Source organism: Kitasatospora cheerisanensis KCTC 2395, assembly GCF_000696185.1.
GTDB lineage: Bacteria > Actinomycetota > Actinomycetes > Streptomycetales > Streptomycetaceae > Kitasatospora > Kitasatospora cheerisanensis.
On the sequence record NZ_KK853997.1, the window covers coordinates 1437960 to 1463003 of the forward strand.

Here is a 25044-nt window from a genome sequence, read left to right on the forward strand (position 1 = left end):
GCCGGCTCAGGCCCCGGCGAAGGCCTTGGAGCGGCGGGCGATCCGCCAATAGGCGATCGCCGCCGCCCAGACCACCACGAACAGGCCGACGATCACGAAGCCCACGTTGTCCAGGCCGAGTCCGGCGATCCAGCCGGAGACCGGGTCGTCCAGGCCGAGCTTGTCGTGCAGGACGGCGACCAGTTCGATGGTGCCGATCACGAAGGCCACCGCGATCGACAGTCCGGTGATGGTCAGGTTGTAGTACACCTTGCGGACCGGGTTGGAGAACGCCCACTGGTAGGCGAAGTTCATGAACGTGCCGTCCAGGGTGTCGAACAGGCTCATCCCGGCGGCGAACAGCAGCGGCAGGCAGACGATCGCGTACCAGGGCAGGCCGGACGCCGCGCCCGAGCCCGCCATCACCATCAGGGTGACCTCGGTGGCGGTGTCGAAGCCCAGGCCCAGCACCATGCCCACCGGGAACATCTGGCCGGGCCGGGTGATCGAACGGGTCGCCCGGCTCAGGACCCGGGCCAGGAAGCCCCGGGAGTCCAGGTGCTTCTCCAGCTCGGCCTCGTCGTACTGCCCGGCCCGCATCGCCCGGAACACCCGCAGGATGCCCAGCAGCGCCACCAGGTTGAGCGCCGCGATCAGGTACAGGAAGGCGCCGGACGCGGTGGTGCCGATGGTGCCCAGCACCTGATGGGTCGTCGAGTCCTCGTCCATCAGGGTGCCCGCCAGCGCCGCGCCGCCGGCCACCAGGGCGGCCATCAGGACCACCATCGAGGAGTGCCCGAGGGCGAACCAGAAGCCCACCGAGACCGGGCGGCGGCCGTCCGCCATCAGCTTGCGGGTGGTGTTGTCGATCACCGCGATGTGGTCGGCGTCGAAGGCATGGCGCATGCCCAGGGTGTAGGCGGTGATGCCCAGGCCCACGCCGAACACCTGGGTGCCGACCTGGTACTTCTCCGGCACCACCAGGAAGAACAGGGTTCCGAACGCGGCCACGTGCAGGGCCAGGATCACGGCCATCAGGCCGGCGGTGCGCAAGGTGTCCTCGCGTCGCCAGCGGAAGGACGGCAGGGGGGAGCCCGGAATGTTTCCGGGCACGGTCGAATCGGACGCGGTCATCCGCGCATCACGCTCCAGCACCTCGTGGATCACTTCGTGAGATGCCGTGGCCGGTCTCCTGGCTGACGGGGTGTTCGGCGTCGGCGCCCGGCCTTCCCGGCCGCGAGGCCAGTGGCACGAGGTGGGAGCCGACGACTCCCCGATCACAGTGGCGAGGGCCGCTCCGGACTCCTGTGACGAGCACAGTGCACCGGCTTCCCGAACACCACGGCCCGCCCACCGTAGAACCGGCGGGCGGACACCGGCAAGGGCGTGCACGCGTGCCGTCGGGTGTCGAAGATCACGCCGACCGGGCCGGGCGGCGGCCCGGATGCGCCAATCCCCCTGCTGGGACGTCTATTTGACAGTACGTCAGGCCATCCAGAAGAAGACGCAGGTCATCCGCTTCTCGTCGAGCGTCGCACCGTGGTACTCGGTCGCGGTGTGGATCAGGTTCGCGGTGTACAGCAGCAGCCGGTTGTAGCGGTGCGGCACGGCCAGGTCCTCGGTGAACGAGTCCGGCGGGACGAAACGGGTGCCGAGCGCGTCGACCAGGTTGTTGTGCGGGGCGACCACCGTGTTGCCGCCGAGCCGGCCCCCCGGCAGGCTCTGCCGGTAGAAGCTCGTCCCGCATCGCTTGGGAACGTTCGGGTTCAGGTAGAGCACGGCGGCGTACCGGCACAGCGACCGCGAATCGGTGTGCGGGCGCGGCTCGCACTCCCCCTCGCCCACCACCTGCACGCAGTTGTGGTTGAAGGTGCCGCCCTCGGCCTCGCTCAACGCCCAGATCCGCGGCGCCTGCACGGTCTCCCGCACCAGCTTCTCGACGTGCGCCAGCTCCTCCGCCTCCAGCCCGGGCATCGCCCGCAGCCCCGGCCACGACTCCGGCTTGTGCGGATACCCCTCGTCCCAGTCGGTCCGGGCCAGGTGCCGGGCGCGCACCGCGTCCGGATCCGGGAGGACGTCGTCCAGCACCCAGTAGTCGCGCCCCTTGGTGGGCTTGCGGTACGGCAGGACCGGAAGGGCAGGGGCCGGGCGGGCGCCCCGGAACGGTTGTGCGGACATGGACCCGACAATAGGAGCGCGTTCCGGGGAGCCTCGACCAAGACCCGGTCAACCTTCCGTCAAGGCTTCCCGTGGTGACGGTGCGTCAGGACTGCTGGCAGCGCGGGCACCAGAACAGGTTCCGGGCCGCCAACTCCTCCGTGCGCACCGGGGTTTCGCACACCAGGCACGGCTGGTCCTGCCGGCGGTACACGTACACCTCGCCACCGTGGTCGTCCACCCGCGGCGGGCGGCCCATCGCCTCCGGCGTGTGCTCCGGGCGGACGGTGTCGATCCGCCCCGCCGTGACGCCGTCGTGCATCAGCGCCACCAGGTCCGCCCAGATCGCGTCCCACTCCGCGCGGCTCACGTCCCGGCCGGCCCGGTGCGGGCTGATCCCCAGCCGGAACAGCACCTCCGCGCGGTACACGTTGCCGACCCCCGCGAGGATCTTCTGGTCCATCAGCAGCGCCGCCACCGTCGTCCCGCTCCGGGAGATCCGCGACCACGCGGCCTCGCCGCTCTCCCCCGCCCGCAACGGATCCGGCCCCAGCCGCCGGTGCACCGCCGCCTTCTCCGCCGGCGTCAGCAGCTCGCACGCCGTCGGCCCCCGCAGATCGGCGTAGCCCTCGTCGTTCACCATCCGCAACCGGACCTGCCCGACCGGCTCCGGGGCCTCCCCCACCCCGAAGTCGTACTTCCCGTACAACCCCAGGTGCACGTGCAGCCACGACTCGCCGAACCCCAGGAAGAGGTGCTTCCCGTGCGCCTCCGCGACGTCCAGCACCCGCCCGTCCAGCAGCGCGGCCCCCTCCGCGAAGCGCCCCTGCGGCGAGGAGACCCGCACGGCCCGCCCCCCGAACACCTCCCCGTTCACCCGCGCCAACCGATGCACCACATGCCCCTCGGGCACCCGCACCAACCCCTCGTCCGTTCCGACCCGACAACCCCATTCTCCCAGCCCACACCGACACCCCGGCAGACCCGAAAGCCGCCACCCCACGCCGACCGAACGACACCGCGCAGCGGAAGCACAGCGCAGCGACAGCGACACCGCGCAGCGGAAGCGGGCCGGGGGTGGTCAGCCCTGGTGGAGGCGGGTGAGGACGGCTTGGTCGAGGGCGGCGGCGGTTTCGGGGACGGTGAGGTTGGAGTTGTCGATGATGGGGAGGCCGGAGGTGCGCCAGCCGGCCATCCGGCCGTGGATGCGGGCGACCTCGTCGTCGGAGAGGCGGCGGTTGCCGGAGCGTTCCGCGTTGCGGGTGAGGACGCGGTCGAGGCCGGGGAGCAGGACGACGGGGATCATGCCGGGGCCGATGTGGCGTTTCCAGCCGCCGAGGCCGATCGCGGGGCGGTCGGGGAAGACGGCGTCGTCGATGATGCAGGAGATGCCGTTGGCGAGGTAGTTGCGGCAGGCGAAGCCGCAGGTGCGGCGGGCGAGCCGGTACTGCGCCTCGGAGGCGGTGTTCCAGCCGGACTGCGGGTTGGCGAAGCCGGACTGGACCCATTCGCGGACGTCGTCGAGGCTGATGTGCGCGGTGGGCGTGGGGCGGCGTTCCGCCCAGTGCCGGGCGACGGTGGTCTTGCCGGCGCCGGCGGGGCCGATCAGCAGGACGGCGATCGGGCCGGTGGGCAGCGGGGCGGGCAGTGAGGGCATCGGCGGTGGCGCGGCGGGGAGTTGGACGGTGCCGCCGGTGGCGAGCAGGAAGTGTCCGGTGCCGCCGGGCGCGACCGGGGCGACGGCGGTCAGCGGGACGGTCGGCCGGTCGGGACGGCCCGCGATCGGCCCGACGGTGGGGACGGCCTGGGTGGCGGTGGGCAGCGGCGGTGCGGGGTACGGCGGTTGAGGGGCCGTCAAGTACGGGGACGCCCCGGGTCGGGGTGGCACCTGGCCCCCCGGCTGGTGGTTCTGCGCGTACTGGCTCACCGTCACCTCCCTGCGCCGAATGTACACGTCGGCCCGGTGGCGGGCACAAGTCCGCCACCGGGCCGCTCCGCGGTCAGCGGGTGGTCAGCTGTTCGGCCAGCGCCCGGAGGGCGAGTTCGTACGAGCCGAGCCCGAAGCCCGCGATGGTGCCGGAGGCGACCGCGGCGATCACCGAGGTGTGCCGGAAGGTCTCGCGGGTGTACGGGTTGGAGATGTGCACCTCGATGAGCGGGGCGGTGCGCTGCGCGGCGGCGTCCCGCATCGCGTACGAGTAGTGCGTGAACGCGCCGGGGTTGATCACCACGGGGGTCTTGGCGTCCGCTGCCTCGTGCAGCCAACCGACCATCTCGGCTTCGGAGTTGGTCTCCCGGACGTCGACCGCGAGGCCGAGTTCCGCGCCGAGGGCGGTGCAGCGGGAGACCAGGCCCGCGTACGAGGTGGAGCCGTACACGTCGGGTTCGCGGGAGCCGAGGCGGCCCAGGTTGGGGCCGTTCAGCACCAGCACCGGGACGGCGGTCATCCGGAGACCTCCGCGTACGCGGCGACCAGCAGGGACGGGTCGGGGCCTTCGAGGACGGAGGTCTTGGCGAGGCCGTCGAGGACGATGAAGCGCAGCAGGTCGCCGCGCGACTTCTTGTCGATCTTCATGGCGTCCAGCAGCTTCGGCCAGGCGTCCGCGCGGTACGTGAGCGGCAGGCCGACGGAGGCCAGCACGGTGCGGTGCCGGTCGGCGGTGGCGTCGTCCAACCGCCCGGCCAGGCGGCCGAGTTCGGCGGCGAACACCATGCCGATGGAGATCGCCGCGCCGTGCCGCCACTTGTAGCGCTCGTTGCGCTCGATGGCGTGCCCGAGGGTGTGGCCGTAGTTGAGGATCTCGCGGCGGCCGGACTCCTTGAGGTCGCCGGAGACCACGTCGGCCTTGACCTGGATGGCCCGCCGGATCAGCTCCAGGGTGTGCGGGCCGGCGGGGGTGGTGGCGGCCTCGGGGTCCTGCTCGATCAGGTCGAGGATCACCGGGTCGGCGATGAAGCCGGCCTTGATCACCTCGGCCAGGCCGGAGACGTAGTCGTGCTTGCCGAGGGTCTCCAGGGTGCCGAGGTCGGCCAGCACGCCCGCGGGCGGGTGGAAGGCGCCGACCATGTTCTTGCCCTCGGCGATGTTGATGCCGGTCTTGCCGCCGACCGCGGCGTCCACCATGCCGAGCAGCGTGGTGGGCACCGAGATCCAGCGCACCCCGCGCAGCCAGGTGGCGGCGACGAAGCCCGCCAGGTCGGTGGTCGAGCCGCCGCCCAGGCCGACGATCACGTCGCTGCGGGTGAAGCCGGTCTGCCCGAGCACCGACCAGCAGTACGCGGCGACCTCGGCGCTCTTGGCGTCCTCGGCGTTCGGGACCTGCAGGACGATCGCCTCGTAGCCCTGGGCGACCAGGTCCTCGCGGATCGCCTCTCCGGTGGCCTCCAGCGCCTCCGGGTGGATGACGGCGACGCGCTTGGCCTTCGGTCCGATCAACGGGGCGAGCTCGCCGAGCAGTTGATGCCCGATCAGCACCTCGTACGGGGCGTGGCCGTCGCTGCCCGCGACCTGGATCCGGACGATGCTGTCAGTCATGGGGGTTCTTCAGCTCCAGTGCTTCGAGTACGGCGTCGGCGACCTGCTCGGGCGTGCGGTCCTGGGTGTCGACCACGGCGGTGGCGACCTCCAGGTACAGCGGGCGGCGGGCCTCCATCAGCTCGCGCCAGCGGGCCCGGGGGTTGACCGCGAGCAGCGGGCGGGGGGCGTCCAGGCCGACCCGCTTGACCGCGTCGGCGAGGGCGACCTCCAGGTACACCACGGGCAGCGGGGCGAGCAGTTCGCGGGTGGCGTCGGCCATCACGGCGCCGCCGCCGAGCGCGAGCACGCCGGCGAACTCCGAGGCGGCGGCCCGGACGGCGTCCCGCTCCAGCTGCCGGAAGTGCGGCTCGCCCTCGTCCACGAAGATCTCCGGGATGGGCTTGCCGGCCGTCCGCTCGATGTCCTCGTCGGTGTCGCGGAACGGCAGGCCGAGCCGCTGCGCGAGGACCCGCCCGACCGTGGACTTGCCACTGCCGGGCGGGCCGACCAGCACGACGACCGGAGTCATCGGACGATCAGGTTGTCGAGGTACGACTGCACGTTGCGGCGGGTCTCGGAGACGTTGTCGCCGCCGAACTTCTCCGCCACCGCGTCGGCCAGCACCAGCGCCACCATCGCCTCGGCGACGATGCCGGCCGCCGGCACGGCGCACACGTCGGACCGCTGGTGGTGCGCCTTCGCGGGCTCGCCGGTGCGCACGTCCAGCGTCTGCAGGGCGCGCGGGACGGTCGCGATCGGCTTCATCGCGGCGCGGACGCGCAGCAGTTCGCCGGTGGACAGGCCGCCCTCGGTGCCGCCGGAGCGGCCGGAGGCGCGCTTGACGCCGTCGGGGGTCGGCAGGATCTCGTCGTGCGCCTGCGAGCCGGGGATCCGGGCCAGCTCGAAGCCGTCGCCGACCTCGACGCCCTTGATCGCCTGGATGCCCATCAGCGCGGCGGCCAGCCGGGCGTCCAGCCGGCGGTCCCAGTGCACGTGCGAGCCGAGGCCCACCGGCACGCCGTACGCCAGCACCTCGACCACGCCGCCGAGGGTGTCGCCGTCCTTGTGGGCCTGGTCGATCTCGGCGACCATCGCCTTCGACGCGTCGGCGTCCAGGCAGCGCACCGGGTCCTCGTCCAGGCGGGCCTCGTCGGCGGGCAGCGGCAGCACGCCGGCCGGGGCCTTGGCGGCGGCCAGCTCCACCACGTGGCTGACGATCTCGATGCCGCAGGTCTCCTTCAGGTAGGAGCGGGCGACCGCGCCGAGCGCGACCCGGGCCGCGGTCTCCCGGGCGCTGGCGCGCTCCAGGATCGGCCGGGCCTCGTCGATCGAGTACTTCTGCATGCCCGCCAGGTCGGCGTGCCCGGGGCGGGGGCGGGTCAGCGGCTCGTTGCGGGCCAGGCCCGCGAGCACCTCGGGGTCGACCGGGTCGGCCGACATGACCTGCTCCCACTTCGGCCACTCGGTGTTGCCGACCATGACCGCCACCGGCGAGCCCATGGTCTCCCCGTGCCGGACACCGCCGAGGAAGGTCACCTCGTCCTGCTCGAACTTCATCCGCGCGCCGCGGCCATAACCGAGCCGCCGGCGGGCCAGCGCGTCGGCCACCATGGCGGTGGTGACCGGCACCCCGGCCGGCAGGCCCTCCAGCGTCGCGACCAGAGCGGGGCCGTGCGACTCCCCCGCCGTCAGCCAGCGCAAGCTACCCACCGAAAAGCTCCTTCGTCAGCGGCCCGCACGCCGTGAACGGCGGCCGACCCGGCGTCTCGTCCTGCCCCGGACGCGGACTGCGGCGGGGGCAGCACCGATCCTTTCACGTCCGGGGGGCCGCCGGGGGCACGGTCCGCGTGGCGGACAGCGAACGTCCGCCGACGCGCACCGCAACGGCGGGCGAAACCGCAGCTCAGGACGCCAGCGCCGCCTCGCCCGCGGCCCGCATCTCGGCCAGCGGCCCGCGCTCGACGCCGGTGAAGCGCTCGAACTGGAGCACCGCCTGGTGCACCAGCAGGTCCAGCCCGCCCAGCACGGTGCCGCCGCGCTCCAGGCAGGCCCCGGCCAGCGCGGTCGGCCACGGGTGGTACAGCACGTCGAACAGCACGCCGGGCGTGCCGGTCAGCTGCGCCGCGAAGGCGTCGGTGGCTCCGGCCGGCGTGGTGGAGACGGTCAGCGGCCCGGCCAGCGCCCGCACGCCGTCCGCCCAGTCGGCGACGCCCACCGCCACCCCGAGCTTCTCCCCCAGCTCCCGCATCTCGGCGGCCCGTTCGGCGCTGCGCACGTACACCGTCACCTCGCCGTCGCAGATCTGCCCGAGCGCGGCCAGCGCGGAGGAGGCGGTGGCCCCGGCGCCCAGCACCGCCGCCGATTCGACCCGCTCGACGCCGCGCTCGCGCAGCGCGTTCAGCAGGCCCGGGACGTCGGTGTTGTCGCCGTGCCGCCGCCCGTCCGGGCCGAACACCACGGTGTTGACGGCGCCCACGGCCTGCGCGCCGTCACTGACGGTGTCCAGCAGCGGCAGGATCGCCCGCTTCAACGGCATGGTCAGCGACAGGCCCGCCCACGCGGCGTCCAGGCCGGTGACGAACGCCTCCAGCCCGGCCTCGTCGATCTCGTACCGGTCGTAGCTCCAGCCGTCCATCCCCAGCGCGGCGTAGCCGGCCCGGTGCAGGGCGGGCGAGAGCGAGTGGGCGATCGGCGAGCCGAGCACGGCGGCGCGGTGCGGAGCGGTCACGGAGTGGCCTTTCGAGGGTGGGACGGAAGGTGGGGCGGACGGTGCAGGTGGACGTCGATCGAGTCCTCGGACTCGTACCCGAAGCCGTGCCGTTCGTACAGCCGCCGCGCCGGGCTGCCCTGCAGCACGGTCAGCCGGACGGCCAGGCCCTCGGCGTCGGCGGCGTCCAGCGCGGCGCGCAGCAGGGCGGTGCCGTGGCCGCGGCCGTGCAGCGCGGGGGCCAGGTAGAAGTGTTCCAGTACCAGCGTGCCGGGCCGCTCCCCGTCCGGACGGACCGTCAGGCAGCCCGCCGGCGGCGGGGAGCCGGGCACCTCCAGCACCGAGGTGTGCGCGGGCCGGAACGCGTCCCGCATCCGCTGCCGGACCCGGTGCTCGTCGTACCGGCCCAGCCGTTCCAGGTCGGGACGCATCGCCGCCGCCCGCAGCTCGACCAGCGGCTCCAGGTCGGCGCCGGTCGCGGGGCGCAGCGTCCGGGCCGGGGCCGTCGTCACGCGGCGCCCCGGCGGGTGCGCGCCGTCCAGCGGCCCTCGCTGTGGCCGATCCGGATCGGGTGCCGGAAGCAGTCGGACACCAGCTCGGTGGTCAGCACCTCGGCCGCCGGCCCGGCGGCCGTGACCAGTCCGTCGCGCAGCAGCAGCGCGTGGCTGGTGGTCTCCGGCAACTCCTCCAGGTGGTGCGTGACCAGCACCGACGCCACCTCGGGGAACCGGCGGCGCAGCCCGTCCAGGCTCTCCAGCAACTGCTCGCGCGCCGTCAGGTCGAGCCCCGTCGCGGGCTCGTCCAGCAGCAGCAGCCGCGGCTCCGGCATCAGCGCCCGGGCGATCAGCACCCGGCCGCGCTCGCCCTGCGAGAGCGTCGTCCACGCGCTGTCCGCGCGGTGCGCGACGCCCAGCGTGCGGATCAACTCCTCGGCGTGGTCCAGCTGCTCGGTGGTCGGCTTGCGGAACGGATCCGGCTCGATCGACTGCGTCGTCCCCGTCAGCACGACCTGACGGACCGTCAACGGCGAACGCAGCGGATGCCGCGGATTGACGTGCCCGAGGTGCGCCCGCAACTCCCGCACGTCGACCTTGCCGAGCTGCCTCCCCAGCACCTTCACCGTGCCCGCCGTCGGATGCTCCACCGCCCCCAGCAACGACAGCAGCGTGCTCTTCCCCGCCCCGTTCGCCCCGAGCACCGCCCAGTGCTCCCCGGCCCGGACGGTCAGCGACACGTCCTTCAGCAACTGCCGCCCACCACGCACCACATCCACCCGAGCGGCCTCCAGCAGCGCCGGCTCCGGATGCTCCAAGGTCTCCATCCGGCCCACGCTACCCGCACCCCCCGCCCGCCCCGCAAAGCCGTATCGGCCACCGGACGCCCCGCCCCCGGAAGCGTCGGCCGAGCGATTCGGCCAGCCGCACGGGCGGTTTCGGTCATGCCCGGCGATCGGCCGTACACCGCGTGCCGACCGGAAGAGGATTCACCGCAGTCGAACGGTTCTGACACCTGGAGGATTCGGAATGAAGCGCACAGCACGCCTCGTCGCCGCAGCGGCTCTGACCCTGTCCGGCCTGTGGCTGGGCACCGCCCAGGCCTCCGCGGCCTCACTGCCGTCCTGCACCGTCGCCGTGCCCAACCTGGGGGTCTTCTTCCCCGGCACGTCGAGCGCTTCGACCGACTGCGTGCTCGGCGTGGGTAACCAGAGCGAGGCGGTCAACGTCCTGCAGAGCGCCATGACCTACTGCAACGGCGAGAGCGTCTCCATCGACGGGGTCTTCGGCCCCGCCACCAAGGCCGCGCTCGTCCGGCTGCAGAGCCGTCTGGGGGTGAGCGCCGACGGGGTCTACGGCCCGCAGACCCGGAACGCGATGCACTTCCTGTACTTCAACGGCGGCGGGTGCCGGTAGCACCGACACGGCGGCGCGGCCGGTCGAGCAGACCGGCCGCGCCCCGTGCCTCACTTGCAGGTGGTGGTGCTCTCGTCGAGGGTCTGGCCGTGGGCGGTGCAGTACTCCCGGACGTTCTTCTTGTGCTCCTCGCCGGTGGCCGCGAAGCGCGTCTCCGAGGGGTTCATCGCGATCCAGAAGACCCAGTCGCCGGGCGTCGGGTTGAGCACCGCCTGGATCGCCGAGTCGCCGGGGTTGCCGATCGGGGTCGGCGGCAGACCGGGACGCATGAACGTGTTGTACGGCAGCGAGCCGTCGTTGATCTCCTGCTTGGTCAGCTTGGTGCGGCCCAACTGGTACTGGAGCGTGGTGTCCAGGCCGAGCTTGTGCTGCGTGGCGTTGGTCGTCAGACGGTTGCTCAGTGCCCGGGCCATCTTGCCGAAGTCGTGGTCGTTGTTGCCCTCGGCCTGCAGGATCGACGCCTCGGTGATCACCTCGTAGGCGTTCTTCAGGCCGACCTTCTGCGCGGCCTCGTCCAGCTTGAGGTCGCTGTAGTGCTTGACGGCGTTGGTCACCATCTGCTTGAGCAGTTCCTCGGGCTTCATGCCGTCGGTGATGGAGTACCGGGTCGGGTACAGGAAGCCTTCGAGGTTGTTGTTGGCGTAGGCGGGCAGGCCGAGGTTCCCGGCCTGGGCCTGGGCGACCTTCGCCGTGGCGCCCTTGTCGAGCTTCAGCTTCTCGTCGATCTTGGTGTAGATGTCGACGGCCTTCATGCCCTCGGGCAGGATCAGCACGTTGCCGCCGTTGGACTCCACCAGCTCCTGGACAGCCGCGGCGGCGGACATCTCGTGCTTCAGGGTGTAGATGCCGGGCTGGATGCCGCGGGCCTTCGGGTTCTTCTCGTAGGCGGCGGAGAAGGCCTTGATGCTCTTGACGACGCCGGCGTCCTTCAGCGTCTTGCCGATGTCGCCACCGCCCGCGCCGGAGGCGACGGTGATGTTGACGGAGCCGTTGCCGTCGCCCTTGAAGTCCGGCGGCGGGCCGAAGCGCTCCTGGTACATGCCGTAGCCCCACCAGCCGGCGCCGCCGGTCGCGCCGAGCAGCACCAGGGCGACCACCAGGCAGGCGCCGCTGTTGCGGCGGCCGGACTTCTTGCCCTTCTCCTTGCGCTTGCGCTCGGCCTCGCGGGAGTTGTCCTGCTCGGACAGGAAGGAGCTGCGCTCCTCCTCCTCGTACTCGTCCTCGGCCCACTTCTCGGGGTCGTCCGCGTGCTCGTCGTACTCGTCGGGCTCGGTGGCCGGCGCGGCCCCGGGGTTGTCGAGGGCCGCGGCCTCCGCCTCCCAGTCGATGCCGTCCGGGCCGGGGCCGGCGGCCGGCCGGCCGCGACGGGCCTGCGGCTGCGGCCCGGGGCGGCCGCCCTGCGGCATCCCGGGCTGTACGGGCTGCGGCACGCCCTGCTGCGGCATCGGCTGCTGCATGGCGGGGAAGCCGTGCGGCGGCGTGCCCTGCTGCTGTCCGCCCTGCTGCGGCATCGGCTGCTGCGCGGCCGGGAAGCCGTGCGGCGGCGTGCCCTGCTGCTGGACGAACTGCTGCTGGCCGATCTGCTGCTGGCCGCCCTGGGTGCCCATGCCCTGCTGCTGCGGGTAGCCCTGACCGCCCATCGGCATCTGCTGCTGCGGCTGCATCTGCTGCGGCACCGGCTGCCCCTGCGGGAAGCCCTGCTGCTGGCCGTAGGCCTGCTGCTGCGGTACGAACTGCTGCTGGCCCCCCTGCGTCATGCCCTGCGGGGGCATGCCCTGCGGGGGCATGCCCTGCTGCGGGTACCCCTGCTGCTGGCCGTAGCCCTGCTGCTGCGGGTAGCCCTGGGCGGCGCCCATCGGCATCTGCTGCTGCGGCAACTGCCCGGTCGGGAAGCCCTGCTGGGGCATGCCCTGGGCCGGGACCTGGCCGGGCTGCTGCGACTGCTGGTACCCCTGGGGGTACTGCTGCTGGCCGTACTCGGGCTGTTCTCCGGGGAACCACGCCTGGTCGCCCTGGGCGCCGTAGCGCCCGCTCTGATCAGTCATTGATCCCCTTACCGCGTCCAGGGTGTCTGTCGAACCGGCGTGCTAGCGCCGCCCGTGCTGGGAGACGTTACCGTACCGCAGCGTAGCCAACGGGCGTCACTCCCTGTTGTTCACGGGGTGGAAAGCGCGGACCCGGAGGCGGTCGGCGACGGGTTCTGTGCGCGGTGTGCGTTGAACTCGTCGACGTTCTTCCGCTGTTGGTCGGCGCTGTCGGTGAAGCGGGTGTCGCCGGGCTGGACGGTCACGAAGTACAGCCAGTCACCGTCGGCGGGGTGGATCGCGGCGCGCAGCGCGTCCCGGCCGGGGTTGTCGATGGGGGTGGGCGGCAGGCCGGGGTGGGCGTAGGTGTTGAACGGGGAGTCGAGCCTGGTGTCGTCGACGGTGGTGGTGAGGGTGGAGCGGCCGAGCGCGTAGTTGATGGTGGAGTCGAGCTGGAGCGGCATGTTCTTGGCGAGCCGGTTGTAGACGACGCGGGCGACCTTGGCCATGTCCTCGGGGTTGTCGGCCTCGGCCTGGGCGAGGCTGGCGACGGCGAGCAGGCCGTAGGGGGTGACGTTGTTGGCGGCGGCGGCCTCGGCGAGGGTGGCGCCGTCGAGGTGGGTGGTGGCCTCCTTCACCATCTCCTGGAGCAGGCCGAGCGCGGTGCTGTCGCCGGTGACGGGGTAGGTCGCGGGGAACAGGTAGCCCTCGGGGTGGCCGGCCGCGTCGGCGGGGAGGCCGAGGTCGGCGAGGTGCTGTTCGGCGGTGGCCTTGGTGGTGCCGGCGGGCAGGCCGAGCCGGGCGTCGACGGCGGCGTAGATCTGGGTGGAGCGCCAACCCTCGGGGATGGTCAGGGCGTTGGCGTTGGACGGGTCGAGCAGCACGTTGAGCGCGGCGACGGCCGGCATCCGCTCCTTGAGGGTGTAGGTGCCGGGGTGGATCCGGTCGCCGGCGGGGCTCTTGGCGGCGGCCTCGGTGAACGCCCGGACGGAGGCGACGACGTGTTTGGCCGTCAGGGTCTTGCCGATCTGGGTGATGCTGGCGCCCTGGGCGACGGAGACCTGGACCCGGCCGGTGCCGTTGCCGGTGTAGTCGGGGGCGGGCTGCTTGCCCTCGGGCCAGAGCAGGAACACGGCGAGCGCGGCGGCCATCGCCACGCCGAGCAGCCCGGCCACGCTGAGGCAGCAGGCCGCGCCGGTGCGGAGCCGGTCGGGGTCGGGCGGTTCGACGCCGTACGGCAGGCCGGGCGGGGCGGCCTCGGGCTCGGCGACGGGGCGCCGAGGTGGCCGGGGGTCAGTCCGGGTGCGGTGTACGGGTCGGTCAAGGCAGGGCCTTCCGGCGGCGGGCATGCGATCGGGGGCCCGTGCGGACGCGCGTCCGCACGGGCCCCCGATCGATCCTGGACCGGTCCGGTCAGGCCACCGGCTCGACACTCTCGCCGGGCGCGCGTCCGCTCACCCGTTCGGTCTCAAGCGCGGCCTGCAGGATCACCACGGCGGCGGCCTGGTCGATCACCGAGCGGCCCTTCTTCGAGGACCGCCCGGAGGCGCGCAGCCCGGCGGCGGCGGTGACCGTGGTCATCCGCTCGTCGACCAGCCGCACGCCGACCGGGTAGAGCAGCATGGCCAGCCGGCCCGCGTAGTCGCGGACCTTGGCGGCGGCCGGGCCCTCCTTGCCGTTCAGCGAGCGCGGCAGGCCGACGACGACCTCGATCGCGTCGTACTCCTCGACGATCGCCTTGAGCCGGGCCTGCGAGCGGCCCCCGGCGGGGACGGTCTCCACGGGCGTGGCGATCAGCCCGTCGGGGTCGCAGACCGCGACCCCGATCCGGGCGTCGCCGACGTCCACGGCGATCCGCCGACCGCGCCGGAAGACCTTCTCTTCGACGTGCTCCTCGCTCACGCGCGCTCGGCCACCAGCGCCCGGACGGCCTCGATCGCCTCGCCGACGGCGGCCGGGTTGCTGCCGCCGCCCTGCGCCACGTCGTCCTTGCCGCCACCGCCGCCGCCGAGGGTCTTCGCCGCGGCGCGGACCAGCTCGCCGGCCTTGATGCCGCGGGCGCGGGCGTCCTCGCTGGTGGCGATGACGGTCAGCGGGCGGTCATTGGCCACGGTGAACGCGGCGACCACGGACGGGCGGTTGCCGAGCCGGGCGCGGACGTCCAGCACCAGCTTGCGCAGCTCGTCCGCGCCGGTGCCGTCGCCGACCCGGGCGGCGACCAGCGCCACGCCCTTGATGTCCTGCGCGCCCTCGGCGAGGCCGGCGGCGGCCTGCAGCACCTTCTCGGCGCGGAACTTCTCGATCTCCTTCTCGGCGTCCTTGAGCTTGCTGAGCATGCCGGAGATCTTCTCCGGCAGCTCCTCCGGACGACCCTTGACCAGCTCGGTGAGCTGGGAGACCACGGTGTGCTCGCGCGCCAGGAACTTGTACGCGTCGACGCCGACCAGGGCCTCCACGCGGCGCACGCCGGAGCCGATCGAGGACTCGCCGAGCAGCTTCACCAGGCCCAGCTGGGCGGTGTTGCCGACGTGCGTACCGCCGCACAGCTCCTTGGAGAAGTCGCCGATGGTGACCACGCGGACCGAGTCGCCGTACTTCTCGCCGAACATCGCGATGGCGCCCTGCTTGCGGGCCTGGTCCATCGTCATGACCTCGGCGGTGACGTCGAGTTCGCGGGTCAGCACGTCGTTGATCTTCTGCTCGACGTCGACCAGCACGCTGCCGGGCACGGCGGCGGGCGAACCGAAGTCGAAGCGGAAGCGGCCCGGCGCATTCTCCGAGCCGGCCTGGGCGGCCGTCGGGCCGAGCGCGTCGCGCAGCGCCTGGTGGGTCAGGTGGGTCGCCGAGTGGGCGCGGGCGATGGCCTTGCGGCGCTCGGTGTCGATGGTGGCGTACGCGGACGCGCCGACCACCACCTCGCCGAACAGCACCCCGCCGGAGTGCACGATGACGCCCGGCACCGGCTGCTGCACGTCGCGGATCTCCACGACGGCGCCGGAGTCGAGGCGGATCCGGCCGTGGTCGGCAAGCTGGCCGCCGCCCTCGGCGTAGAACGGGGTGCGGTCGAGGATCAGCTCGACCTCGTCGCCCTCGGAGGCGGCCGGCGACGGCACGCCGTCGACCAGCAGGCCGACCACGGTGGCCTCGCCCTCGGTGTGGCTGTAGCCGGTGAAGACGGACGCGCCGGCGGTGTCGGCGACCTCGCGGTACGCGGCGACGTCGGCGTGGCCCATCTTCTTCGCCTTGGCGTCGGCCTTGGCGCGGTCCCGCTGCTCCTGCATCAGGCGGCGGAAGCCGGCCTCGTCGACCTGGAGGCCCTGCTCCTCGGCCATCTCCAGGGTGAGGTCGATCGGGAAGCCGTAGGTGTCGTGCAGCTTGAACGCCTGCTCGCCGGAGAGCACCACACCGCCGGACTGCTTGGTCTCGGTGACCGCGGCATCCAGCAGGTTGGTGCCGGAGCGCAGGGTCTGCAGGAAGGCGTTCTCCTCGGCGACCACGACCGTCTCGATGCGCTTGCGGTCGGTCTCCAGCTCCGGGTACTGCGGGGCCATCGCCTTGATCGAGACGTCGATCAGTTCCTTGGCGATCGGCTCGGTGGCGCCCAGCAGGCGCATGTTGCGGATCGCGCGGCGCAGGATGCGGCGCAGCACGTAGCCGCGGCCCTCGTTGCCGGGGGTGACGCCGTCGCCGACCAGCATCAGCGCGGTGCGAAAGTGGTCGGTGACCACGCGCAGCGAGACGTCGGACTTGTGGTCGGCGCCGTAGGTGTGGCCGGTGAGCGCGGCGGCGCGGTCGAGGATCATCCGGCTGGTGTCGATCTCGAACAGGTTGTCGACGCCCTGCAGGACGGCGGCGAGGCGCTCCAGGCCGAGGCCGGTGTCGATGTTCTTGCTCGGCAGGTCGCCGAGGATCTCGAAGCCGTCCTTGCCGTCGCCGTGGCCGCGCTCGTACTGCATGAAGACCAGGTTCCAGATCTCCAGGTAGCGCTCGCCGTTGACCGCCGGGCCGCCCTCCTCGCCGTACTCGGGGCCGCGGTCGTAGTTGATCTCCGAGCACGGGCCGCACGGGCCGGGGACGCCCATGGACCAGAAGTTGTCCTTCATGCCCAGGCGCTGGATCCGCTCGGAGGGCACGCCGATGACGTCCCGCCAGATCTGCTCGGCCTCGTCGTCGTCCTTGTAGACGGTGATCCAGAGCTTCTCCGGCTCCAGGCCGTAGCCGCCGTCCGCGACGGGGCTGGTGAGCAGCTCCCAGGCGAACTTGATGGCGCCTTCCTTGAAGTAGTCGCCGAACGAGAAGTTGCCGCACATCTGGAAGAACGAGCCGTGCCGGGTGGTCTTCCCGACCTCCTCGATGTCCAGGGTGCGGACGCACTTCTGCACGCTGGTGGCGCGCGAGAACTGCGGCTTGACCTCGCCGAGGAAGTACGGCTTGAACGGCACCATGCCGGCGTTGACCAGCAGCAGGGTGGGGTCGTCGGCGACCAGCGAGGCCGACGGTACGACGGTGTGGCCGCGCTCCTCGAAGAAGCGCAGCCAGCGGCGGCGGATCTCTGCCGACTCCATCAGTGGGGGTCCTTCCGATCGGTCGTGCTGCCCGGCAGCTCGCGCTGACGGGGCTTGGCAACGATGGTCTGGGGTGGGGTGCGGCGCGTGCCGCGAGGCGTGGGCAGGGCGGCGGCCGGGGAGCCCGGCGCCGCCGAGATAGCTCGGTCCCCGCCGGCCCCGGCCGCGCCGCTGAGGGTGCGGCGGCGGGGCGGCTCGACGACCGCGGTGCCGTCCAGGCCGAGATCGGCCCGCAGCTGCTCCTCGCGCTCGGCCATGCCGGCCTTCACGTCCCGGGCGAACTGCCGGGCGGCGTCGCCGAGTTGGAGGGCGCCGCGGGCGGCGGTGCCGGACAGCGAGTCGGGCGTGAGGCGGTGCACCGCCTCGTTGGCCTTGTTCATGGCCCAGACGGTCGCGCCCGCGCCGACCGCCATCCAGAAGATCCTGCGTACCATCGCCGGTCAGCCCCTCACGGCCCGGCGCACGCGGGCCAGCAGCCCGCCGCGCGGCGCGGTCGCGGCGCGCACCTCGGCCCGGATCAGCCGGGCCAGCTCCTCGCGCTCACCGCTCTGCTGCGGGACGGCGGGCCCGGCCTGCTGCCGGTTCACGGCCCGGCGCACGCCGTAGCTGAACGCGGCCAGCTTCACCAGCGGCCCGCCGACGGTGGCGGCCACCGTGGAGGACAGCGCCTTGGCGTCGGCCGCCGCGTCCTGGACGTTGGCGGTGATCTCGTCGACCCGCTCCAGCTGCTCGTGCGCGCTGCGGACCGCGGCGTTCGCGTCCTGCAGCAGCGGCACGGCCTGCTCGGTGACGGCGGAGACCAGGACTGTGGCCTCCCGCAGCACCTTGGACAGCCGGACCAGGACCACGGCGAGCAGGGTGACCAGGACCGCCCAGAAGACGGCGACCAGCAGCCCGGCCAGCTCTCCCACGGACACCTTCGCGCGCTCCCTCGCCTGTGCCAGTCACACTCTTGCAATCCCAGGGTTGAACCCTACCGTGACTGCCGACCGCTCCCCGACCGGATATCGGCAGGTACGCCCGGCTCCGAACCGGTCGGATGTGCGAGCACCGCGCGTAACCTACCGCCCGGTCACCTCGTTGGGGAGTTGGCTCGCGGAGTACGGGTCGGCCGGTTGAACGGGTTCCTAGTGACGGGGGCGTCCCTTGGACAGCAGCGAGGACATGCCGGGAGGGCCCGGCGGGCTGCCCGCCGAGACCACCCGCTTCGTCGGCCGGTCCGCCGAACTCGACGCGCTGGCCCGCCTGTTGGAGCACTCCCGGCTGGTCACCGTGACCGGCCCGGCGGGGTCGGCAAGTCCCGGCTGGCGCTGCGGGCCGCCGCCCGGCTCGCCGCCGGCTTCCCGGACGGCGCGCACCTCGCCGACCTCGCCCCGGTGCGGGACGCGCGGCTGCTCGCCCCCGCCGTGCTGGCCGCGCTCGACCCGGCCGGCCGCACCGCCCGCCCCTCGCCGCAGGCGCTGGCCGAGCGGCTGGCCGGCCGCCGCCTGCTGCTGGTGCTGGACGGCTGCGAGCAGCTGGCCGACGCCTGCGCCGAGCTGGTCGGCGCCCTGCTGCGCGCCGCGCCCGGCCTGCGGGTGCTGGCCACCTCCCGGCAGTCGCTGCGGGCGGCCGGCGAGCACCTGCTGCCGCTGGCCCCGCTGCCGGTCGAGCCGGCCGCGGGCCGGGCCGACTCGGAGGCGGCGCTGCTGTTCGCCGACCGGGCCGCCGCCGTCCGCCCGGGCTTCCGCCTGGAGCCCGCGAACCGGGCCGCGGTGGCCCGGCTCTGCCGCCGGCTGGACGGCCTGCCGCTGGCCCTGGAGCTGGCCGGCGGCCGGCTGCGCGCGCTGTCCGTGGAGCAGCTCGCGGCCCGGCTGGACGACCGGTTCCAGCTGCTCGCCGGCGGCGGCCCGGCCGTCCCGGCCCGGCACCGGACGATGCGCACCGCGATCGGCTGGAGCCACGAACTCTGCACCGTGCAGGAACGTTTACTCTGGGCGCGCCTGTCGGTCTTCGCCGACGGCTTCGACCTGGACGCCGCCGAGTACGTCTGCGCCGGCGCCGGACTGCCCGTCGACGACGTCCTCGACCTCCTCGACGCCCTGGTCGACAAGTCCGTCCTGGAACGCCTCGACGGCGATCCGGCCCGGTTCCGGATGCTCGACACCCTGCGCGAGTACGGCGCCCACTGGCTGCGGGCCGGCGACGAAGGCCCCCGGCTGCTGCGCCGCCACCGCGACTGGTACCTGGGCGTCGCCGACTGGGGCGAGGTCGAGTGGTTCGGCCCCCAGCAGGCCGAGACCGCCGAACGCACCCGGCTCGCCCACCCCAACCTGCGCGCCGCCCTCGAGTTCTCGCTCACCGAACCCGGCGAGGAGCAGCCCGCCCTCGCCCTGGCCGCCGCCCTCTGGTACTTCTGGGCCGGCACCGGCCGGCTCGGCGAGGGCCGGCACTGGCTCGACCGCGCCCTCGCGCTCGCCCCCGAACCCACCGGAGCCCGCGCCAAGGCGCTGTGGGCCACCGGCCACCTCGCCGCCCTCCAGGGCGACCCGGCCGCGCCCGCACCGCCCTGGACGAGTGCCGCCGCCAGGCCCTCGACACCGGCGACGACCGGGCCCTCGCCCGCGCCGTCCACCACCAGGGCTGCGCCGCCCTGGTCGGCGACGACCCGGCCCGCGCCGCCGCGCTCTTCGAGGAGGCCCTGCGCCACTACACCGCCCTCGGCGAGCTCGACTCCCACGTCCTGCTGGCCATGGTCGAACTCGCCCTCGCCCACCTGTTCCTCGGCGACGGACCGAGCGGCGCCCCCTGGGCGGCCCGCGCCCGCGAACTCTGCGAGCAGCACGGCGAACGGTGGGCCCACGGCTACTGCCTGTACGCCATGGCGCACGCCCGCCGGCAGTCCGGCGAGCCCCGGGCGGCCCGCGCCTTCGCCCGCGAGTCGGTCCGGCTGAACCACCCGCTGCGCGACCCGCTCGCCCTCGTCCTCGCCATCGACCTGCTGGCCCTGCTCGCCGCCGAGGAGCCCGACCCCGACCCGTACGAGGCCCGCGTCCTGCAGGGCGCCGCGCACCGCCTCTGGACGGGCGTCGGCACCCCGTTCTTCGGCTCCCGCACCTTCACCGGCCCGCACCACGCCTGCGCCCGCCGCACTCGCGCCGCCCTCACCGGGCAGCAGTACGAGGAGGCCTTCCGGCTCGGCGCCCGCCTCGACCTGGACACCGCCGTCCACCGCGCGCTCGGCGCCTGACGCCCCGTCAGGGCCCGGAGACGGGAAACGCCCCCGCGGTCCGAGGACCGAGGGGGCGTTCCGCTCGCGGGTCAGCGCGAGTAGTACTCGACGACCAGCTGCTCGTCGCACACGACCGGAACCTCGCGGCGCTGCGGCGCGCGGTCCAGGCGGAAGGCCAGGGCCTTCAGGTTGACCTCGAGGTACTTCGGGGTCTGGCCCTCGCCGGCGTTGCCGCCCTCGCGAGCCACCTGGAAGGGGACCTTCTCCTTGGACTTTTCCTTGACCGTGACGACGTAGCCCGGCTTCATCTGGAACGACGGCTTGTTGACCTTCGAGCCGTTGACCTCGATGTGACCGTGCACGACCATCTGGCGGGCCTGGTAGATGGTGCGGGCGATGCCCGAACGCAGGACCAGGGCGTCGAGGCGGACCTCCAGCAGGGCGACGAGCGCCTCACCGGTCTTGCCCTCGACCTTCTTGGCGGCCTCGAAGGCACGCGCCATCTGCTTCTCGCTGAGGTCGTACTGCGCGCGCAGACGCTGCTTCTCGGTCAGACGGACCTTGTAGTCAGAGTTCTGCTTGCGGCCACGGCCGTGCTGGCCGGGCGGGTACGGGCGGGCCTCGAAGTACTTGACGGACTTCGGGGTCAGCGGAACGCCGAGAGCACGGGCGATCTTGACCTTGGGGCGCTTCTGGTTCGCCATGTTTCCTTTTCCTGTTCAGATACGGCTGTCACCAGGTGTTGACGGAGGACGCTTCTCGCGGCCCGGAGAAAAACCGTCCGTCGCCGGATGGTCAGCCGCTCTCCGCGACCGGGCACTATGTGCTTGCACACGAGAGGCCCACCGACCCGGAAGAGGTGGTGGGCTGCCCGCGACACCGAAGACCGGTGCGCGCCGCTCCTGGAGAACTCCCTTGCGGGAGGCCTCCGTTGTGTTGCCCCGCTGGTGCGGCCGGTCGTTCCTCGCGGAACCCCGGGCCCGGGACACACTGCGGACAGTCTACAGGCAGTTCACTCGCCCTTGAGCCGGGCCCTGGTCCACTCCGCGATCTCCGCGTACCGGGCCTCTCCCCCGCGCCGGGTCGGCTTGTAGTACTCCTTGCCGTGCACGGCGTCCGGCGCGTACTGCTGCGCGGCGATGCCCTCCGGCAGGTCGTGCGGGTACTGGTAGCCCTTGCCGTGGCCGAGCTTCTTCGCCCCGCCGTAGTGCGCGTCCCGCAGGTGCGGCGGCACCGCGCCCGCCAGGCCCTGCCGGACGTCCGCCAGCGCGGCGTCGATCGCCAGGTACGCGGCGTTCGACTTCGGCGCCAGCGCCAGCGCGATCGCCGCCTGCGACAGGATGATCCGCGCCTCCGGGAAGCCGATCAGCGCCACCGCCTGCGCCGCCGCGACCGCCGTCGGCAGCGCGGTCGGGTCGGCCAGGCCGATGTCCTCGCTCGCCGAGATCATCAGCCGCCGGGCGATGAACCGGGGGTCCTCCCCCGCCTCGATCATCCGCGCCAGGTAGTGCAGCGTGGCGTCCACGTCACTGCCCCGGATCGACTTGATCAGCGCGCTCGCCACGTCGTAGTGCTGATCGCCGTCCCGGTCGTACCGCACCGCGGCCTTGTTCACCGCGGTCTCGGTCGCCGCCAGCGTCAGCACGCCGCCGCCCTGCTCCAGCGCCGCCCCGGCCGCCGCCTCCAGCATGGTCAGCGCCCGCCGGGCGTCGCCGCCGGCCAGCCGCACCAGGTGGTCCTCGGCCTCCTCCGCCAGCTCCACGCTGCCGCCCAGCCCCCGCTCGTCGGTGGTCGCCCGGCGCAGCAGGGTGCGGATGTCCTCGTCGGTGAGGGACTCCAGGGTGAGCAGCAGGCTGCGCGACAGCAGCGGCGAGATGATCGAGAAGTACGGGTTCTCGGTGGTCGCCGCGATCAGCGTCACCCAGCGGTTCTCCACCGCGGGCAGCAGCGAGTCCTGCTGGGCCTTGGAGAACCGGTGGATCTCGTCCAGGAACAGCACCGTCTCCCGGCCGGTCATCCCGACCGCCCGCCGGGCGCCGTCGATCACCGCCCGGACTTCCTTCACCCCGTGCGTGATCGCGGAGAGTTCGACGAACCGGCCCTCCACCGCCTGGCTGATCACGTGCGCGAGCGTCGTCTTCCCCGTCCCCGGCGGCCCCCAGAGGATCACCGAGCTCGTCGCCGCCGGGCCCTTCGCGCCCGCGACCAGCCGCCGCAGCGGAGACCCGTCCTTCAGCAGCTGCTGCTGGCCGGCCACCTCGTCCAGGGTCCGCGGCCGCATCCGCACCGCGAGCGGGGCGCGCCCCGGCTCGGCGCTCTGGCGTTCCTCGGCGGCATGGGTGAAAAGGTCGGGCTCGTCCACGACACGCAACCCTATAGCGGGCGGACGACAACCAGGGGTGCGCTTCCAGCGGCGCGGGGAGCTACCCGGGCCCGTCCATCAGCACCACGTCGAACTCCTCCAGCCCGTAGACCACCGTCCCCGCCGCCCTGCTCGCCGCGGCGCGGACCGCGGCCTGGGGTCCGCGGGAGGCCTCGAAGGCCCCGCGGTCGGCGAAGATCGCTCCGACCGCCCCGATCGACCGCCGGCGGTCGATGAGCATCGCGGACCCCACGTACCCGTCGACCTCCCGCATCGCCGGCAGGCTGTTCTCCTCGAAGCCGCGCACCAGCTCGTCCACGGTCCCCGGGTCGAACGCGAAGCGGACCAGCCGGAAGCCGCCGTTCTCGACGGCGGGGCCGGGGTTGGCGGCGGCGACCTCCCAGCGGTCGACGGCGACGGTGGCGGCAAACGGGACGAGCAGCGTGTCGCGGCGGTCCGCGAGCGCGTTGTCGCTGGCGGACTCGTGTTCGGGGGTGTCCCACCAGGAGGCCATCGTGAGGGTGCCGACCCGGCGGTTGGCGAACAGGCCGTAGCCGCGGTAGCCGGGCTGGCCGGAGAGGAGTTCGACGGCTTCGCCGCGCAGCGCGTCGAGACTGTCCTCCAGCAGAGCCGGGTCTCCGGTGGCGTAGACGGTGCGGACGTACATGGGGTGCCTCCAGCCCTTGCGGGAGCCGTTGCGGGACTTCCTCCATCGCACGCCCGCGCCGTCGCGGGGGTCAACCGGGGGCGGTCACTCGGCGAGCAGGGTGGCGGTGTGGTCGAAGACGTACTTCTGCAGGTCGCGCGGGGGCCGCTGGTAGCCGCGCGGTTCCGGCCTGGGCGGGAGGGTGATCGCGGGGCGGACCACCTCGTGGTACGGGACGGTGGACAGCAGGTGGGCGATCATGTTGAGGCGGGCGCGGCGCTTGTCGTCGCTGTCGACGACGTTCCACGGGGCTTCGGGGATGTCGGTGTAGACGAACATCTCGTCCTTGGCCCGCGAGTAGTCCTCCCAGCGGGTGATGGACTCGACGTCCATCGGGGAGAGCTTCCACTGCCGCATGGGGTCGTCGAGGCGGTCGCGGAAGCGGCGTTCCTGTTCGGTGTCGCTGACCGAGAACCAGTACTTGCGGAGCAGGATGCCCGCTTCGACGAGCATCCGTTCGAAGGTGGGGCACTGGTGGAGGAACTGCCAGTACTCCTCGTCGGTGCAGAAGCCCATCACCTTCTCGACGCCGGCCCGGTTGTACCAGGACCGGTCGAACAGCACCATCTCGCCGGCGGCCGGGAGTTGTTCGACGTAGCGCTGGAAGTACCACTGGCCGCGCTGGCGTTCGGTGGGCGCGGGGAGGGCGGCGATCCGGGCGACGCGCGGGTTGAGGTACTCGGTGACGCGCTTGATGGCGCCGCCCTTGCCCGCCGCGTCCCGGCCTTCGAAGATCACGACCATCCGGATGCCCTCGCTGCGCACCCATTCCTGCATCTTGACCAGTTCGTACTGGAGGCGGAGCAGTTCGGGCTCGTAGATCCGCTTGGGGACGCGCTTGACGCTCTTGGGGCTGCCGGTCCGCTTGCCGCGCTTGGGGTCCGCCACTTCGTGTGCCCTCCGATCACCGTGCCGCTGACGATCTCTCAGGCTACGGTCCGTCAGGTCGCGGCGCAGGCCGGGCGGCGGCCGGGGCACGGCAGGGGCACGGCAGGCCGACCCGCCGGGTCCGGCACCGGCAGTCCCCCGACCCACCGGTGCCGGACCCGGCGGGTCGGCCGGACCACTGTGGTACACCCCCGGGCGCGGGGTCCAATGCTTTGCTCCATAGCCTTGGGGCATGGATGTGGACACCCGGCTGCTGCGGTACGTGACGGTGGTGTGCGAGGAGGGCCAGCTGACCGCGGCGGCGGCCCGGCTCGGCGTGAGCCAGCCCACGCTGACCAAGCAGATGCTGGCGCTGGAGCGGGAGTTGGGGGTGGAGCTGTTCCGGCGTTCGCGGGCCGGGATGCTGCCGACCGAGGCGGGCATGGAGCTGGCGGCGCGCGGCTCGCAGCTGCTGGCCCGCTGGGAGGAGTCGCTGCGGGCGGTCCGGCGGGTGGCGGCGGAGGCCGGCGGGGAGCTGCGGGTGGGCTTCGAGGGCTCGACGATCAACCTGGTCGGCCGGGCGGTGATGGCGGACTTCACCGAGCGGATGCCGGGCTGGCGGGTGCGGATGCGGCAGAACAACTGGTTCGACGAGTCCTCCGGCCTGGCCTCCGGCGAGCTGGACCTGGCGCTGTGGCACGCCCCGGCGGAGGTCGCGAACCGCTACGCGCACGCGCTGCTGGGCCGGGAGGAGCGCTGGGTGGCGCTGGCGGCCGACCACCGGCTGGCGGCCCGGCACGAGGTGGACGCCGAGGAGCTGTGGGACGAGCCGTTCGTGGCGATACCGGAGGAGGCCGGCCTGTGGCGGGACTACTGGCTGGGCGCGCCGGAGCGCGGCGACCGTCCGGTCCGGATCGGCGCGGTGGCGCACGGCCCGGACGAGTGGCTGGCGGCGGTGGCGTGCGGGCAGGGGGTGGGCTTCGCCCCGCAGTCGATGTCCCGGCTGGCGGGGCGCCCGGACGTGCGCTGCCTGCCGGTG

General features: G+C 73.1%; 25 protein-coding genes and 1 riboswitch. Of the genes, 4 read left to right on the plus strand and 21 right to left on the minus strand.

The genetic code is table 11. The features are described 5' to 3' along the window. Positions 1-6: 6 nt before the first annotated feature. The 11 genes from nicT to KCH_RS06455 form a co-directional block, all read right to left on the minus strand. Positions 7-1146: a Nickel transporter NicT gene (gene nicT / locus KCH_RS06405; RefSeq protein ID WP_425268738.1), complete on the minus strand. Its 1140-nt coding sequence runs from the start codon at positions 1144-1146 to the stop codon at positions 7-9. Then, positions 1145-1338, minus strand: a riboswitch (cobalamin riboswitch). It overlaps the preceding gene by 2 nt. A 126-nt stretch (positions 1339-1464) precedes the next feature. Then, a complete protein-coding gene (locus KCH_RS06410; RefSeq protein WP_035860010.1) occupies positions 1465-2157 on the minus strand; it encodes a DUF6445 family protein in 693 nt (230 codons plus the stop codon). Between the two features lie 85 nt (positions 2158-2242). Continuing rightward, a complete protein-coding gene (locus KCH_RS06415) occupies positions 2243-3049 on the minus strand; it encodes an Fpg/Nei family DNA glycosylase (protein ID WP_035870926.1) in 807 nt (268 codons plus the stop codon). Positions 3050-3217: 168 nt separating this feature from the next. Further along, complete coding sequence (locus KCH_RS06420; protein WP_244305203.1) at positions 3218-4063, minus strand: AAA family ATPase; 846 nt, start codon at positions 4061-4063, stop codon at positions 3218-3220. A gap of 73 nt (positions 4064-4136) precedes the next feature. Further along, positions 4137-4583, minus strand: a complete 447-nt coding sequence (aroQ, locus tag KCH_RS06425) for a type II 3-dehydroquinate dehydratase (protein WP_035860015.1) — start codon at positions 4581-4583, stop codon at positions 4137-4139. After that, positions 4580-5671 (minus strand): 3-dehydroquinate synthase, encoded by a 1092-nt coding sequence (gene aroB, locus KCH_RS06430; protein ID WP_035860016.1) that lies wholly within the window; start codon positions 5669-5671, stop codon positions 4580-4582. Before aroB ends, aroQ begins: the two co-directional genes overlap by 4 nt. Then, positions 5664-6182, minus strand: a complete 519-nt coding sequence (locus KCH_RS06435) for a shikimate kinase (RefSeq protein ID WP_035860018.1) — start codon at positions 6180-6182, stop codon at positions 5664-5666. The genes aroB and KCH_RS06435 overlap by 8 nt, the downstream gene beginning before the upstream one ends. Then, positions 6179-7363 (minus strand): chorismate synthase, encoded by a 1185-nt coding sequence (gene aroC / locus KCH_RS06440; protein WP_157031919.1) that lies wholly within the window; start codon positions 7361-7363, stop codon positions 6179-6181. Before aroC ends, KCH_RS06435 begins: the two co-directional genes overlap by 4 nt. Positions 7364-7556: 193 nt before the next feature. Beyond that, positions 7557-8381: a shikimate dehydrogenase gene (locus KCH_RS06445; protein WP_035860022.1), complete on the minus strand. Its 825-nt coding sequence runs from the start codon at positions 8379-8381 to the stop codon at positions 7557-7559. Continuing rightward, entirely contained in the window at positions 8378-8872 is a 495-nt protein-coding gene (locus tag KCH_RS06450; RefSeq protein ID WP_035860029.1) for a GNAT family N-acetyltransferase, read from the minus strand. Before KCH_RS06450 ends, KCH_RS06445 begins: the two co-directional genes overlap by 4 nt. After that, positions 8869-9681: an ABC transporter ATP-binding protein gene (locus KCH_RS06455; RefSeq protein ID WP_035870928.1), complete on the minus strand. Its 813-nt coding sequence runs from the start codon at positions 9679-9681 to the stop codon at positions 8869-8871. Before KCH_RS06455 ends, KCH_RS06450 begins: the two co-directional genes overlap by 4 nt. 202 nt (positions 9682-9883) lie before the next feature. Here KCH_RS06455 and KCH_RS06460 point away from each other — a divergent pair, with 202 nt between their 5' ends. Then, positions 9884-10270 carry a peptidoglycan-binding domain-containing protein gene (locus KCH_RS06460; protein WP_035860030.1) on the plus strand — a complete coding sequence of 129 codons (387 nt, stop codon included), beginning with the start codon at positions 9884-9886 and terminating at the stop codon, positions 10268-10270. 50 nt (positions 10271-10320) lie between these two features. On the opposite strand, the gene mltG (KCH_RS36980) is transcribed toward KCH_RS06460, so the two are convergent. The 6 genes from mltG (KCH_RS36980) to KCH_RS06490 all read right to left on the minus strand — a co-directional run bounded on the left by mltG (KCH_RS36980) (position 10321) and on the right by KCH_RS06490 (position 17776). Next, complete coding sequence (gene mltG / locus KCH_RS36980) at positions 10321-12315, minus strand: endolytic transglycosylase MltG (protein WP_051652818.1); 1995 nt, start codon at positions 12313-12315, stop codon at positions 10321-10323. Between the two features lie 110 nt (positions 12316-12425). After that, the gene (gene mltG / locus KCH_RS06470; RefSeq protein WP_244305205.1) at positions 12426-13469 is read right to left on the minus strand and encodes an endolytic transglycosylase MltG; all 1044 of its coding nucleotides are present in this window, start codon (positions 13467-13469) and stop codon (positions 12426-12428) included. 238 nt (positions 13470-13707) lie between these two features. Continuing rightward, positions 13708-14196: a Holliday junction resolvase RuvX gene (gene ruvX / locus KCH_RS06475; protein ID WP_035860032.1), complete on the minus strand. Its 489-nt coding sequence runs from the start codon at positions 14194-14196 to the stop codon at positions 13708-13710. Further along, positions 14193-16859, minus strand: a complete 2667-nt coding sequence (alaS, locus tag KCH_RS06480; protein ID WP_035860033.1) for an alanine--tRNA ligase — start codon at positions 16857-16859, stop codon at positions 14193-14195. Before alaS ends, ruvX begins: the two co-directional genes overlap by 4 nt. Further along, positions 16859-17293 carry a DUF6167 family protein gene (locus KCH_RS36985; RefSeq protein ID WP_279635835.1) on the minus strand — a complete coding sequence of 145 codons (435 nt, stop codon included), beginning with the start codon at positions 17291-17293 and terminating at the stop codon, positions 16859-16861. The genes alaS and KCH_RS36985 overlap by 1 nt, the downstream gene beginning before the upstream one ends. A 6-nt stretch (positions 17294-17299) precedes the next feature. Further along, positions 17300-17776: a DUF948 domain-containing protein gene (locus KCH_RS06490; RefSeq protein WP_035860036.1), complete on the minus strand. Its 477-nt coding sequence runs from the start codon at positions 17774-17776 to the stop codon at positions 17300-17302. A gap of 459 nt (positions 17777-18235) precedes the next feature. Here KCH_RS06490 and KCH_RS06495 point away from each other — a divergent pair, with 459 nt between their 5' ends. Then, on the plus strand, positions 18236-19792 hold the full coding sequence (locus tag KCH_RS06495) for an ATP-binding protein (protein WP_157031920.1): 1557 nt from the start codon (positions 18236-18238) through the stop codon (positions 19790-19792). Further along, on the plus strand, positions 19720-20088 hold the full coding sequence (locus KCH_RS41010) for a hypothetical protein (protein WP_157031921.1): 369 nt from the start codon (positions 19720-19722) through the stop codon (positions 20086-20088). The genes KCH_RS06495 and KCH_RS41010 overlap by 73 nt, the downstream gene beginning before the upstream one ends. A gap of 71 nt (positions 20089-20159) precedes the next feature. Here the strand turns inward: KCH_RS41010 and rpsD are convergent, their stop codons facing one another. The 4 genes from rpsD to ppk2 all read right to left on the minus strand — a co-directional run bounded on the left by rpsD (position 20160) and on the right by ppk2 (position 23960). Next, complete coding sequence (rpsD, locus tag KCH_RS06500) at positions 20160-20774, minus strand: 30S ribosomal protein S4 (protein WP_035860039.1); 615 nt, start codon at positions 20772-20774, stop codon at positions 20160-20162. Between the two features lie 308 nt (positions 20775-21082). Then, the gene (locus KCH_RS06505) at positions 21083-22432 is read right to left on the minus strand and encodes a replication-associated recombination protein A (protein ID WP_035860042.1); all 1350 of its coding nucleotides are present in this window, start codon (positions 22430-22432) and stop codon (positions 21083-21085) included. 61 nt (positions 22433-22493) lie between these two features. Then, positions 22494-23099 carry a hypothetical protein gene (locus KCH_RS06510; RefSeq protein ID WP_035860045.1) on the minus strand — a complete coding sequence of 202 codons (606 nt, stop codon included), beginning with the start codon at positions 23097-23099 and terminating at the stop codon, positions 22494-22496. An 84-nt stretch (positions 23100-23183) separates the two neighbouring features. Further along, complete coding sequence (ppk2, locus tag KCH_RS06515; RefSeq protein ID WP_425268886.1) at positions 23184-23960, minus strand: polyphosphate kinase 2; 777 nt, start codon at positions 23958-23960, stop codon at positions 23184-23186. Positions 23961-24258: 298 nt separating this feature from the next. Here ppk2 and KCH_RS06520 point away from each other — a divergent pair. After that, positions 24259-25044 (plus strand): LysR family transcriptional regulator (locus KCH_RS06520; RefSeq protein WP_035860052.1); only part of this gene is annotated, 786 nt, incomplete at its 3' end.

Coding starts and splice junctions, on each gene's coding strand:
- KCH_RS06410 (WP_035860010.1), bottom strand. CDS start 2,157: ATGTCCGCACAACCGTTCCGGGGCGCCCGCCCGGCCCCTGCCCTTCCG.
- aroQ (WP_035860015.1), bottom strand. CDS start 4,583: ATGACCGCCGTCCCGGTGCTGGTGCTGAACGGCCCCAACCTGGGCCGC.
- aroB (WP_035860016.1), bottom strand. CDS start 5,671: ATGACTGACAGCATCGTCCGGATCCAGGTCGCGGGCAGCGACGGCCAC.
- KCH_RS06435 (WP_035860018.1), bottom strand. CDS start 6,182: ATGACTCCGGTCGTCGTGCTGGTCGGCCCGCCCGGCAGTGGCAAGTCC.
- KCH_RS06455 (WP_035870928.1), bottom strand. CDS start 9,681: ATGGAGACCTTGGAGCATCCGGAGCCGGCGCTGCTGGAGGCCGCTCGG.
- KCH_RS06460 (WP_035860030.1), top strand. CDS start 9,884: ATGAAGCGCACAGCACGCCTCGTCGCCGCAGCGGCTCTGACCCTGTCC.
- mltG (WP_051652818.1), bottom strand. CDS start 12,315: ATGACTGATCAGAGCGGGCGCTACGGCGCCCAGGGCGACCAGGCGTGG.
- alaS (WP_035860033.1), bottom strand. CDS start 16,859: ATGGAGTCGGCAGAGATCCGCCGCCGCTGGCTGCGCTTCTTCGAGGAG.
- KCH_RS36985 (WP_279635835.1), bottom strand. CDS start 17,293: ATGGTACGCAGGATCTTCTGGATGGCGGTCGGCGCGGGCGCGACCGTC.
- KCH_RS41010 (WP_157031921.1), top strand. CDS start 19,720: ATGGCGCACGCCCGCCGGCAGTCCGGCGAGCCCCGGGCGGCCCGCGCC.
- rpsD (WP_035860039.1), bottom strand. CDS start 20,774: ATGGCGAACCAGAAGCGCCCCAAGGTCAAGATCGCCCGTGCTCTCGGC.
- KCH_RS06510 (WP_035860045.1), bottom strand. CDS start 23,099: ATGTACGTCCGCACCGTCTACGCCACCGGAGACCCGGCTCTGCTGGAG.